This window comes from Actinosynnema sp. NPDC023587 (genome assembly GCF_040640215.1).
Lineage (GTDB): Bacteria > Actinomycetota > Actinomycetes > Mycobacteriales > Pseudonocardiaceae > Actinosynnema.
Map to the genome: position 1 here is coordinate 1 of NZ_JBFABG010000016.1, position 12524 is coordinate 12524.

Consider the following 12524-nt stretch of genomic DNA (forward strand, 5'->3'; position numbering starts at 1 on the left):
TCGCCATGTCCGGACACCGACCCGCCGACCGCTGCCGGTTTGTGACCGACATTCCTTGCGTACCAACACATCCAGACCAGGATGAAAAAGGCTCATTGTAGCGGCGGTCTTGCTCATCTCCCGAACTATCCGGGGAAGGGTTTCTGCCGCATGGGCAAGGTCGCGTGCGGTACTGCTGAAACTCCTCGTGCCGAGTACTTCTGCCGCATAGGACAAGGACAGCACGGCGTGGGCGTCGATGCCTGCGGTCGTTGCAGACATCGCTGCGGTGATCTGCTTGAGTTCATTGACTGTATCGGCTGTGACGTCGCCGGTCTCTTCGAGGCGTCGAGTGATTGCCTCCAGGCGGTTGAGAGGTGGTTCGGCGATCTTGGTCAAGTACTTCAACAGGGCGTCCGGATTGATCGACACGAGTCTGTTCAGCGTCGAGTGGGCATCGCCCTCGTGGTCCGCCTTCCACTTCTTCAGTGTCTCCGACGGGTAGAGGTCCTCGTCGTCATCGACCTCTTCGTGGTGCGCCAGGCATAGGAGGAGAAGGTTAGCGAAGGAGTCGCGCTCGGATGCGTCCATGTCCGGTCGATATCGGGCAGCTCCCGGTTTGACGCCGTAGATGTGGGCAACCTGGCTGTTCTTCTTGTAGACGCCAGGCCGGGTCTCAAGCACCACGGGCATGGGACACCCTGGTGCGTAGCACTGGCCGTTGCTGACGGTCCAGAGCGCAGCGAGCATCGCCGGAGGCAGGGTCTTGCGCTGGCCGGCGCCATCGGCGCGAGGCTTCGGGACTGTCATCCTCGTTAGCTTGCCGGCACCCTCCGACAAGAACGACCGTGCGGGCATCGATCCGGCACCGCGCAAAGCAGGCCAATCCGTCTCCACCTTGACGCGAGGTGGATCAGCACGTCAACGCGCTGCTAGCCTTCCTCGCCGCGTCGGGGGACCAAGGCCGTGCCTTGGGTGTAGATCACGCGAGCCTAGGCTGACGTGCCATGGAAGGACATTCGCCCATCACATTCCGCGGTGCGTTAGGCATCCTGGGTCACTACGACAGACCTTGGCTGGAAAAGATCAACAAGCTTGCCGGTGGCGTCATCCTGGCCAGCGGTCTGGCACCTGGAGCTGCGGCCTTGTCGGCCCTGTGGGGGTGGGTGGATCAGAAGAACGAGGCTGTAGCGCTGCTGCGGGACGCCGTGGACGGGGCTGCCGAGCGGCTGCCGCGTACCGGCGGTCTGGAACGTCATCAGTTGGTGATCGCCGCGCACACCACCTTGGTGCTGAGTGCCTTCTTCGACGCCTTCGCCGAGTCTCCGTTGGGCGGGCTGTATGCGGAGGCGGCGGTGTCCGACCGCGAGAAGCTCCTGCTCGCAGGAGCTGTCGAGGACCATGTCGATTCCTTCCTGCGGCAGCTGTACGGCCTGGGGGTTCCGACACCGTCGGCGGCGGCGGGATTCCAGGAGATGCTGCCGAGGGTGGAGCGTTGGGCCTACGAGCTGTGCGAGGGCGTCGACTGGTTCATCCGTGAGGTGGTCGAGGGAACCGACGATGCCATCCCAGGTGTGGAGGTCGAGGTCGCCGAACGTCTCGCGGCGTCGGTGAGGGACCGGTACAACTCTTACTACCTGGAGTGCGCGGCGCGGGTGCCGGAGTTCGCCATCTGGGCCGACACGATTGAGCACGCGGCGACCCGTACCGCGATGGGGCGTCTGGAACAGCTGCTGGCGCACGTGGCCGGCGCGCTGCCCGCGCGGGACCTGCGCGCCTTGGTGAACAGCGTCAATCAGGCTGTGTTGGGCCGCCCGGTTCTGGAGGTTCACAACGACGGTTACGGGATCGACGGGTCGTTCCCGACCGTGGAGCAGTTGTTCGTCGAGCCGCGGTACCGGGTTACCGCTGCTGGCACGACCAGCAGGATCGGTGACGAGAATTGGTGGAGGTCTGTGCCGGTCGTCGCTGATTTCCCCCTGCTGGTGGCGAGGCATCTGACCTGTGCTGACGCCATGAGCAGGCCGCTGGTGCTGCTCGGACACCCTGGCGCGGGCAAGTCGCTGGTAATGAAGGTGATCGCCGCACGGTTGTCCGGGCAGTACTACACCGTGGTACGGGTGCCGCTGCGGCGGGTCGATGCCAGCGCCGCGGTGGCCGAGCAGGTCCAGCAGGCGTTGGATCAGGCCACCCACCAGCGTGTCCACTGGGCCGACCTCGTCGATCACAGCGCGCAGACCGTGCGGGTGGTGCTGCTGGACGGGTTGGACGAGCTGCTGCAGGCCAGCAGCACCGACCGGGCGGACTACTTGCACAGGGTCGCCGACTTCCAGACACGCGAGGCTGCCCTGGGGTATCCGGTGGCCGTCGTAGTGACCTCCCGGACGCTGGTGATCGATCGGCTGTCGCTCCCGCGCGGTATTGTGGTGGTCAAGTTGGAGGAGTTCGACGAGCAGCGCATCGCGCTGTGGGTGCGCAAGTGGAACCAGGCCCGCACCGACCCGGACCTGCCACAGATGTCGGCCCGGTGGGCGCTGGCCCATCGGCAGTTGGCCGCGCAGCCGTTGCTGCTGCTGATGCTGACCCTCTACCACTCCGGGCACGGTGCCAGCGTGGTGGACGACCTGTCGTCCACTCAGTTGTACCGTGCTTTGTTCGATGACTACGCCCACCGTGAGGTGATCAAGCGGTCGGGTCGTATGCGGCACGGCAGTGAGTTGGCCGAGGCGGTGCAGGCGCAGTTGCGCACGCTGGCGGTGGCCGCGCTGGGCATGGTCAACCGCGGCCGGCAGGAGATCACCGAAGCCGAGTTGAGCGCCGACCTGACGGCCCTGGAGCAGTACGCCCCCTCAGGTGAGCGGTTGCTGGGGCAGTTCTTCTTCATCCACAGCCCCGAGGCCCAGGACGTAGCTTCCCGGCGCAGCTACGAGTTCCTGCACGCCACCTTCGCCGAGTATCTGGTGGCCGTGCGCGTGGTGGAGGAGCTTCGGGATGTCGCCCAGGCAGCCTTTGCCCGCCGGGTCCGCCACACACCCGACGACGACCTGCTGTTCGCGCTGCTGTCCCACCAGCCTCTGGCGGTACAGCAGCCGGTGCTCGGGTTCGCCGACGACCTACTCGCCTCCCTCGACCACGACGAACGCCACCGGATCCGCGACACCCTCGACCTGTTGCTGTCCCATCACCAGGCCCGCCGGCCCTCACGGCACTTCGCCGACTACCGCCCCACTACACCGAACACCGTGCGCGCCCTGGCCGCGTACTCGACCAACCTGGTCCTGCTGCGCATCGGGCGAACCCTCACCGGACAGGACACCATGCTCGCCGACCTGTTCGCCGAGGGTGACCCGTTGACCCAGTGGCGCGACACGCTCGATCTGTGGAAAGCCGGACTGGACGACACCGGCTTCCACGCCATGCTTGGCGCGGTCGACCTGGTAGACGGCGACGTGCTGGCACGCGAGGGCGTGCGCTCCAACGTGCCCGAATACCGCGAACTGCACCTGGCCAGGCTGCGTGACGACCGCCGACTGCTGTCGGACCTGCGGCTGGCAGCGATGATGCGTTCCCGCTCCTACCTGCACCTGCGTGGAGTCCCGCAGTCGAAGGTCTACGAGTGATACGACTTCGTCTGCGCCTGGCTACGCGCCGGCTTGGCGGCCGATCTCGGGAAGCTCGCCTCCGTCACCTTCACCGACTGTCCAGGACCGCTGTCGGGCGCTCAGCAGTCTGAGCTGTTCCCTTTGGGGCTGCGGTTCATGGCCGTACACGGCCATGTCATCAGCGACAAGCATCGCGGATTCCTTGTCGGATGGCTGAGCCGCCAACTCGGGCGCTTCGGTGAGAGCTTTGAACAGGCGGTGAGTTCTCTGATGAAGAGGAACGACATGGAAGCGGTCTCTGAGGCTGTGAGGTCGTTGATCGCAGAACAGCGATTTTTGCCGAAGTTCCCCGAGGTTCCGGTGATGCCATATTTCCGTGTAGTAATCGACGATGACGAGGTCGTGAAGGTCTTCGCAATCAAAGATGACTACATCGAGACGGATGTGCCTCGACCAACGCGGCCATCGAAGCGCTCTCGTAATTCCGCAGTGGCGAGTGAACGTCAGATGTAGGGGGATGCAGCTTTCCCATGCCGGCCTGCCTCGATTGAAAGGTTGACACTGCTCCGTTCGGGGGGTATCGGTGATTGTGCGTCAGTCCGGCCAGGCGCAGTGGTCACGCAGGCGTCGGTGGGCTGCCGGAAGGGGTCTGCGGCATCCGGGGTACGTGTGACGGCCTGACCAACTTGCCTCCACCCACATCCCTACATGACCCGCAACCCGACGACGACAACCCGAAGAACCGTCACAGGCAACGCACTCTTGCGGACAACGAGCACTGAATCCCCGGCCACGCGGCGGTCTGCCGTCGGGCGGGCACTGCACGGACACGCCGATCGTGCCGATGCACGACGATTCAGTACCTGTGACACACAATCGTCCGACAGGGCCGAACGGAGTGGCGGCTTGCGGGAAGCGGATGCGGAGCGCTGATGGCGGACGGTTTCTGGGATAGCGCCGAGGGAAGGGCGATGCTCTGGTACCGGAGGTGGCTGCGGGTACGCAGACTGCGTCTGGACGGCGAGCCCGAGCAGAAGGGGCGCCGCGGTGGCGGCCACCGGACCGCTTGTGCGCAACGTGACCTGATCGAGCAGTTGAGCGCGTTCGGCCACGGGCCATTGACCGGGCCCGTCGCGCTGGACGTGAGCTTTCATACCGGCCGGGCGCAGCCGCCCGCCCCGCACCGGTTGGCCAAGCACCTTCTCGACGTCCTCGGTGCCGTCCGGACCGGTGCAGGCCCGCCCGGCCGTCGGCACGTGCTGTACCGGGACGACCGACAGGTGAAACTGCTTCATGTGGTCCTGTGGGTGCAGGGACCGGAGGGAAGCGGACCGAGTGCGCCGCATACGGCAATCACGGCCAGGCCGTTGCGCGATGTGGTCGCCGACCTGACGCTGGCGCGCGCGACAGCGGAAGGCGACTACAGGGCTCACGACGAGGACTTCCCGCTGACGATGCCCCCGCTTCCAGACCTGGACCCGGAACCCACCTTCGATCCGCGCTACGCCGCGACCCCACACCAGGCGGAGCAGTGGCGCAAGCTCAACGCCACGCTCGCCGCCTTCGACCACGGCCAACTGCAACAGGCCCTGCTGAGCCGGACCGATGCCCTGCTCACCCGCATGCTCAGCGGCGAGCCGGCCTGGATCGGCGGTGCCCGACCACCCAAACGCCCGTATGCCGACCACCCCGACCTTCATCTGGTGTACGCGGAACTCAACCGTGTGATCGCGGACAGCCGGGAGATGCTGCTGTCGCAATCGGTCACGCTGCCCCTGCCAGAGCTTCCCCGCAGTGGCGGCCAGGGCAGGAACTTCACCACGGAAGTCCATCAAGCCGTCGAGAACATCACAGCCCATCGACCGGTCTTCACACCGCTGCGCGTGCCGCTGAAGGTCACCCTGTTGGTCATCCCGCCGGAACAGGGCAAGGACCTGGACAACCTGGCCCTCGCGGTACTCCCGACAGTCCACCGCGTACTCCAACCACCTGCCATCACCTCATACGAGGTCATCGAACTGGTCAGAACTCCCGGCGATCCACCCGAAGGGCACCTGCGACTGGCCCTCGGAAACGGTTTCCGACCACGGAGCACATGGGAACGTGTGACCGACTACCTGGAACAGCAGATGGAACGTCGGTAGAAGCACGGTCGATCTGTGTGGTGCGCCTTCAGCTTCGGTGCCCTGGACCAGGATCGGCAATGCGCAGAGCATTCGACCCCAGCGGCAGAAAGTCGAGCTAAGCAACGCCTCTCCCGGCATCCTGCTCGGCACCACTTCGGGACAGCGCTGCAGTGCATCGGGCAGCAATCAGGTGCTGATGGTGGCCGGGACCTGGATCTGTTGGGCGACCGGGGTCCAGATGTCCATGTCGACGCCCGGCGTGTTGATGGCAACGACGAGTGCGTAGCGTGCATCGTGGTCGACGCGGTCGCGTGCCGCTTGTTCTTTCCACCATCCGCCGACGGGGTACACGGCGAGAGCTCCACGTTGAGCGAGGTCGGACGCGGTTCCGGTCCAGATGTCGGTGTGAAGGGAGCCGGGTGCTCGTTGGGCTTAGGGACCGAAGAGCCACTCCCCGCTGTCGCCTGCCGACGTGGGGCGTTTTTCTTCTTCTTGCAGGGCTTTGAGGTTGAGTCGTTTGTGGAAGTCGTCGTTGGTCTCCGTGGGACGGTGTACGTCGAACCGGAGGCCGTGGGAGGCGTAGTTGTAGCGGCCGTTCCACCTGCGGCGGGCGGGGTTGGGTTCGATGAAGTAGGACATGGTTACCCGTAGCTGGACGAAAATTGCCCCGAGGTCGGCCAGCTCGTCGGAGGGCCAGGGCAGGTCGTGGAAGTGGATTTCGCGCAGTTTGTCGCCCTGGAACGGAGTGATCTTCTCCTGGGCGATGAGGGTGAGCGAGTCTGCGGCGCTGCGGGTCGCCCGCGTCAGGTCGGGTACTCCCATGCCGTATCGGCGCAGCACGGTGCGTTTGTCGCGCTTCTTCGATGCGTTGTCCACGTGGGAGCGCATGGCGGGAGTCCACTCGGCGGAGTGGACGATCAGTGCGCGTGCTGTCTCCGGCCATAGCGTGGGGTAGTCAGCCATGATCCGCGCTGCGAGATGCGCTGCTTGTGCGGTGGCGGCGCTGGTAGCGCCCGGCACATACCCGAGGTCGAGGTGGTGACGAACTGCTGGAGTTGCTGATGGTCCACACCCAGGCACTCGGCCATAGCTGCATCGACTTCCCCTTGCCGTCCAGCAACAGCTCACGCAGATACAACCCGCACTTCACCCGCTGGTCACGACGGGCGAATCCGCCGAACATCTCCGCGCGACCCCTCGATCACCGGGCGAACCCGATCCATTTCCTCCGGCTTCACCCAACCGGAAGATCACACCACCCGTGGGTCAAACTCGGATACGGGCCCATGCCGCTTTTGGGGAAAAAAGCCGTACGGAAATGTCCAGCCACGCGTCTCGCTTGCTCACTTCCGCGCGGGAATTTGCAGTTCCTACTCTATGAGAAGCCCTCTGCATTCTACGATTGGTGTAAGATAATTGGAAAATAGATGAACGAAACTGTTCGACTCGCGGACGTCTTGGCTTGGTTCTTGCACAAGGGGAAGCGAGGAGCAAAGGGTGCTGATGTCTCGCCGTTCCCCGATGGGTACGTTCAGCCAAGAGCTTGCATCGCCCCACCCTTGCCCGTCGAGGTAAGTCGAGCCTTTGTCGGTCAAGTTCCAGGCTAGCGGCGGGAAGTAGACTGCGGCGTCGGACCGCAGGTATTCGATGACACCGCTCTTGGTGTCAGCGACCTTTGTCCTGTCCGACTGAACCTTGCGGTGTCCGGACCTAGTTTGCGGGACTGGCTGCGGTGTCCGGCCTACCTTGCGGAGCCCGCTGACCACACGTTCTAGCCAGCCGGGAGAATGCGGCGCGTGCCGGATCTGGGTGTACTGCCGGGCGGTGCGCCAGCGGCGCCCGAGGGGTTCGAACTGGTCTTCACAGACGAAGACGGCGAGAACCGGGTAGGGCTGACCGAGGTGTGGTCGGTGCCGTTGGAGTCGTGCCTGCCGGTACGCGGGTTTCCGTCTTTCAAGGGCCAGCGCCACTACGTGGGCCGCTGGTGGACCGCCACCACGGGCACGTTGGTGGGGTACGAGTCGTGGCTGGAAAGGGATCGACTGATCCTGCTGGACGTCGATCCGCAGGTGGTCGGCATCGCCTCGCAGCCGTTCTGGCTGTTCTTCACCACGACCGAGGGCAAGCGGCGCTCGCACGCGCCGGACTACTTCGCGCGCCTGGCCGACGGGTCGGCGTTGGTGCTGGACTGCCGCCCTGCCGACCGGATCAAGCCTCGGGACCAGGCCGCGTTCGAGGCGACCGCGCAAGCCTGCGCGGTGCTGGGCTGGCGCTACGAGGTGGTCGACGCGGTGGAGCCGGTGCTGATGGGCAACCTACGCTGGCTGGCCGGCTACCGGCACCCGCGCCACGACCTGCCCGTGGTCGCGGCCGCGCTGCGGGAGGCGTTCGCCGAGCCACACGGCTTGCTGGAGGGTGCGGAAGCGGTCGGTGATCCGATCGCGGTGTTGCCGGTGTTGTTCCATCTGCTCTGGCAGCGCGAGCTGCACGTCGAGTTGTCGAGGCCGCTGCCCACCGACGCGGTGGTGAGCCGGTGACCGTCGGAGCAAGGCCGGTGCTGCGGGTGGGAGACCGAATCGCCTTCGACAGCGAGGAGCACATGGTGGTCGGCATGGCCGGAACGGCCGTGAGGTTGCGTGCGGACTCCGGGGCGGAGCAGGTGGTGCTGGCCGGACACCTCATGGCAGCGGCCGACTTCGTGGTGCTGGACGCCGCGGGCGCGCCCACGTCGACGCCGATGGTCGAGCCGTTCAGACTGCTGGAGGCATTGCCCGCGGAGGTCGTCGCAGCCGCCGAGCAGTGGCGCGAGCATCTGGTGGAGGTCGAGACCGGGCTTGCGCCCGGCGCCGTTGCGGGCACTGGTCCGCGGCCCGGCTACGACCCATTGACCACCACGTTGGCCGAGCGTCAGCGGGCCAAGGCCGCCGAGTTGGGCGCGGGTCTGCGCACGATCGAGTTGAAGCGGGCCCGCTACTTGCAGCAGGGGTTATGGGGGCTGGTCGACCAGCGCACGGCCCGCCGCTTCGACGTTGCCGGGCAGACCGACGCGCGGGTGGTGGCGGTGCTGCGGGAGCTGATCGCGGCGGAGACGGACGCCTCGACGGGCACCCGGTCGCGGCTGATCCGGCGGACGGTCAAGCGGCTGGAGGAACTGCATGGACCGGGGACGGTTCCGCTGCCGGGGCGCAGCGCGTTCTACGCGCTGGTCGACCGGTTGAGCACCGGGCGGCACACCTTCGGCTCCGCGGTGACCCGCCGCCAGCTCGCGAACCGGCCCGACGGCGCGTTCACCGCGACGGCCCCAGCGCGGCCGGGCGAGCAGGTCCAGATCGACTCCACCCCGATCGACGTCATGGTCCTGGCCGCCGACGGCGTCCCGGTCCGGGCCGACTTGACCATCGCGATCGACGTCGCCACCCGCACGATCTGCGCGGCGGTGCTGCGCCCGGTCGGCACCAAGGCGGTCGACGCGGCGCTGCTGCTGGCGAAGATGCTGGTCCCCGAACCGATGCGGCCGGGCTGGTCGGCCGCGCTGGCGATGGCCTCCTCGGTGCTGCCGCACGAGCGGCTGCTGGCGGTGGACGCGCGGATGCGGGAGGCGGCGGCGCGGCCGGTGATCGCCCCGGAGCAGGTGGTCGTCGACCACGGCCGGGTGTTCATCTCCGAGACGTTCACCCGCGCCTGCGAACGGCTCGGGATCTCGATCCAGCCCGCGCGCAAGGGCACGCCGACCGACAAGGGCGTGGTCGAGGCGACGTTCGCCGCGATCAAGACGCTGTTTGCCCAGCACGTCGCAGGGTTCAAGGGCGCCAACCCGACGCTGCGCGGCCGCGACGTCGCTGCGGTCTGGACGGTCGGGGAGTTGCAGGACCTGCTCGACGAGTGGCTGATCGTCGGCTGGGCGCACCGGCCGCATGACGCGCTGCGCGACCCGAACGCGCCGCGCCGGATGCTCACCCCGAACGAGCGCTACGCCGCGCTGGTCGCGGTCGCCGGTTACCTGCCGCTGACGCTGGGCGGCACCGACTACCTGGAGCTGCTGCCGGTGGTCTGGCGGGCGATCAACGACTACGGGATCCGCGTCGAGCACCGCACCTACGACAGCCCCGACCTCGGGCCGTTGCGCCGTCAACACTCCGGGTTGAGCGGCAAACGCGGTCTTTGGGAGGTCCACTACGACCCCTACGACCTCGCGCAGGTTTTCGTCCGTATCCCCGATGGCTGGGTCACCGCGCCCTGGACACACCGGAACCTGGTCACCGCGCCGTTCGCCGACTTCACCTGGCGCCACGCCCGCCGCCTGGTCGCCGAGTCCGGGCGCGACGTCACAGAAGCCGAGATCGCCCGCGCCCTGGACGCGCTGCTCACCCGCGCCGAACACGGCCCCGACAAGGCCGGAGCGCGAGTCGCGGCCCGCACCCGCACGGCGGCCGCGACCACCGCCCGGCCACCGGTCGAGCCGCAGGAGATCACCGCCGCACCGGAGGCAGGAGCGCCGGGAACGGGCGCACAGGTGATCCCGTTCGGCGTGTTCGACGCCGACGCCGAGGCCGAAAGGTGGCTATGACCAGCCTGACCCGCGCCCCCGCAGACCCCGCCGAGGTCGTGGTCGAGGAGCCGTTGACCACCAAGGAGGGCTGGGCGCGGTTCGTCGCCGAGCAGGTCGACGCCCCGCCCGAGCCCGGCCCGGCGGCGCTGGCGGCGATGACCGCCGAGCAGCGCGAGGCCCTGGCCGAGGCGCGCCGGGACTACCACGCGCGGCTGCCGTCGGTGAACACCCCGACCATCCGGCAGGTGTTGTCCACCGGTCGGCTGCTCATCCAGCTCAACCGCGGGCAGGTCTCCGCCCGGCGCGGGCTGATCCTGTCCGGGGCGTCGGGAACGGGCAAGACCACGGCGTTGACCCTGCTCGGGCGCACCCACGAACGCGCCGCCCGACGCAAAGCGCCCACCGCCGCCGCGGTGGCGCACCGGCTGCCGGTCATCTACGTCACCGTCCCCCCGGCCGCGACACCGAAGATGCTCGCGGCGGAGTTCGCGCGGTTCCTGGGCCTGGAGTTCCGGCCGCGGGCGAACCTGCCCGAGATCGTCAACGCCGTCTGCGCGACCGCCGTCCGGGCCGGGGTCGAGCTGGTCTTGGTCGATGAGATCCACAACCTCAACCTGGCCACCCGCTCCGGCGCGGAGGTCTCCGACCAGCTCAAATACTTTGCCGAACGGCTGCCCGCGACCTTCGCCTACGCCGGGATCGAACTGGAGTCGGGGGGCTTGTTCGCCGGGGTCCGCGGCCGCCAGATCGCCGGGCGGTTCACCCTGATCGGCTCCGCCGCGTTCGACCACGGCACCGCCGCCCAGCGCGAGAACTGGCACGCCCTCATCGCCACCCTGGAGTCCACGCTGCGCCTGCGCCACCACGTTCCCGGCACGCTGGTAGGGCTTGCCGACTACCTCTATCACCGCACCGGCGGCATGATCGGTAGCCTCTCGCAGCTCGTCCGGGGCGGTGCGCTGCTGGCCATCGAGGACGGCGGCGAACACCTCACCCGCGACCTGCTCGACCTGGTCCCGGTCGACCACGCCGCCGACCGCGCCACCGCGCGACGAGCCCCGCAACAGGCCAAACCCGCCGCGCGCAAAGCCCGCGCCTGATGGTCTCCCGGCTGCCGATCAACGTCCGGCCCGCCGCCGACGAGGTTGCCATGTCCTACCTGGCCCGGCTCGCGGCCTTGCACGCCATGCCCCTGGCCGAACTCTGGGAGCAGGTCAGCACCCGCCGCCGCGGCTACGGCCAAGCCGTGGTCCTGGACTCGAACCTGTTCACCGAGGTGGTCAACCAACCCCGCGAACGCCTCGACCACGCGGTGATCGAGCTACGCCGACCCCGCCCGGACTGGTGGGCGCTGCGCCACGAACCCCAACGCGGCTGCCGCCGCTGCGACGCCCGCCACCCCGGCGGCCCGCCGCTGCGGCTGCTGGGTCACCACGACTACGCCTGCACCCGCCACCAGGTCTGGATCGGCCCACCCGACCAGCCTGAGCACCCCCAACCCAACCTGCACGCCCTACCCGAGATCACCGCCGCCCAGCACGCCCACCGGCGACTACTGGCCCGCCTGGGCCCCGCCGCCACCTTCGGCGCCGTCCTCACCGGCTTCCACATCTGCGCCAACCGCTGGCACCACCGCGACCCCACCGGCCCCGACGATGCCCACCACCACTGGGACCGCCGCGCTCGCCTGCTCATCCCACCCGGCACCGAGACCGCCACCTTCAGCCCCTCGCGACTCTTCGCCGCCACCTACCCCGAAGCCATCGCCCTCGCCGGCCTCCTGGGCACGTTGCGCTGGCGCCGCCTGGCCGCAGGCGACCCCGACGACCAACGCCGCTTCACAGCCGAGATCGCCCACGTCCTGGGCCTGGTCGACTACCGGCCCGCCCGGTCAGGCGACGCCATCGCCTTTTGGATCGACCGGTGCTGCTGGCAACCCCCGGTCCTGCCGCACAACACCTACCGGCGCGAACGCACCTTCAGCGGCAAGACCTACCGCAAACCCGTCGCCACCGCCGAACAGGCCCGCCGCCACAACGCGGTCACCTTCGCCGAGCACCGCCGCGGCGGATCGACGATCCTGCACCACCGCACACTCACCCCGCTCGCCGTCTTCCGCGTCCGCACCACCAGCGACATCCCCGACGAGTCGCCGCCAACCCGCACCTGACCAGCCGCCAGCGCGAAGCCCTCCTCGACGGCGACTACCTGTGAACCGAACCCGCACCGACCACCTGGCTCGACACCGCCACCGAACCTCTGCCCTGG

The 12524-nt window shown here is 67.9% G+C and carries 10 protein-coding genes; 7 read left to right on the top strand and 3 right to left on the bottom strand.

Annotation, left to right across the window (positions count from 1 at the left end; all coding sequences use genetic code 11):
* On the bottom strand, positions 1–789 hold a 789-nt coding region (locus AB0G01_RS30225), incomplete at its 3' end, for a hypothetical protein (protein WP_360952458.1).
* 197 nt (positions 790–986) lie between these two features.
* On the opposite strand from AB0G01_RS30225, the gene AB0G01_RS30230 reads away from it, so the two are divergent.
* From AB0G01_RS30230 to AB0G01_RS30240, 3 genes are all read left to right on the top strand, one after another.
* Entirely contained in the window at positions 987–3599 is a 2613-nt protein-coding gene (locus tag AB0G01_RS30230; RefSeq protein ID WP_360952460.1) for an NACHT domain-containing protein, read from the top strand.
* A 33-nt stretch (positions 3600–3632) separates the two neighbouring features.
* Positions 3633–4094: a hypothetical protein gene (locus AB0G01_RS30235; protein WP_360952463.1), complete on the top strand. Its 462-nt coding sequence runs from the start codon at positions 3633–3635 to the stop codon at positions 4092–4094.
* 419 nt (positions 4095–4513) lie between these two features.
* Positions 4514–5725 carry a hypothetical protein gene (locus AB0G01_RS30240; RefSeq protein ID WP_360952466.1) on the top strand — a complete coding sequence of 404 codons (1212 nt, stop codon included), beginning with the start codon at positions 4514–4516 and terminating at the stop codon, positions 5723–5725.
* A 168-nt stretch (positions 5726–5893) separates the two neighbouring features.
* Here AB0G01_RS30240 and AB0G01_RS30245 read toward each other — a convergent pair whose 3' ends face one another.
* On the bottom strand, positions 5894–6058 hold the full coding sequence (locus AB0G01_RS30245) for a hypothetical protein (RefSeq protein ID WP_360952469.1): 165 nt from the start codon (positions 6056–6058) through the stop codon (positions 5894–5896).
* Between the two features lie 81 nt (positions 6059–6139).
* Entirely contained in the window at positions 6140–6835 is a 696-nt protein-coding gene (locus AB0G01_RS30250) for a S8 family serine peptidase (RefSeq protein WP_360952472.1), read from the bottom strand.
* A 659-nt stretch (positions 6836–7494) separates the two neighbouring features.
* Here AB0G01_RS30250 and AB0G01_RS30255 point away from each other — a divergent pair.
* Genes AB0G01_RS30255 through AB0G01_RS30270 form a run of 4 tightly spaced genes read left to right on the top strand, consistent with a single transcriptional unit; the run spans position 7495 to position 12426 of the window.
* Positions 7495–8244: a TnsA-like heteromeric transposase endonuclease subunit gene (locus AB0G01_RS30255; RefSeq protein ID WP_360952475.1), complete on the top strand. Its 750-nt coding sequence runs from the start codon at positions 7495–7497 to the stop codon at positions 8242–8244.
* A 26-nt stretch (positions 8245–8270) separates the two neighbouring features.
* Positions 8271–10274, top strand: coding sequence for a Mu transposase C-terminal domain-containing protein (locus AB0G01_RS30260; RefSeq protein ID WP_360952478.1), 2004 nt, complete (start codon positions 8271–8273; stop codon positions 10272–10274).
* Positions 10271–11356, top strand: a complete 1086-nt coding sequence (locus AB0G01_RS30265) for an ATP-binding protein (RefSeq protein ID WP_360952481.1) — start codon at positions 10271–10273, stop codon at positions 11354–11356. The genes AB0G01_RS30260 and AB0G01_RS30265 overlap by 4 nt, the downstream gene beginning before the upstream one ends.
* A complete protein-coding gene (locus AB0G01_RS30270; protein ID WP_360952484.1) occupies positions 11356–12426 on the top strand; it encodes a hypothetical protein in 1071 nt (356 codons plus the stop codon). The genes AB0G01_RS30265 and AB0G01_RS30270 overlap by 1 nt, the downstream gene beginning before the upstream one ends.
* Positions 12427–12524 lie beyond the last annotated feature (98 nt).

Excerpts from the sequence above, each read along its gene's own strand:
- AB0G01_RS30230 (WP_360952460.1), top strand. The coding sequence starts at position 987 with ATGGAAGGACATTCGCCCATCACATTCCGCGGTGCGTTAGGCATCCTG.
- AB0G01_RS30240 (WP_360952466.1), top strand. The coding sequence starts at position 4,514 with ATGGCGGACGGTTTCTGGGATAGCGCCGAGGGAAGGGCGATGCTCTGG.
- AB0G01_RS30255 (WP_360952475.1), top strand. The coding sequence starts at position 7,495 with ATGCGGCGCGTGCCGGATCTGGGTGTACTGCCGGGCGGTGCGCCAGCG.
- AB0G01_RS30265 (WP_360952481.1), top strand. The coding sequence starts at position 10,271 with ATGACCAGCCTGACCCGCGCCCCCGCAGACCCCGCCGAGGTCGTGGTC.
- AB0G01_RS30270 (WP_360952484.1), top strand. The coding sequence starts at position 11,356 with ATGGTCTCCCGGCTGCCGATCAACGTCCGGCCCGCCGCCGACGAGGTT.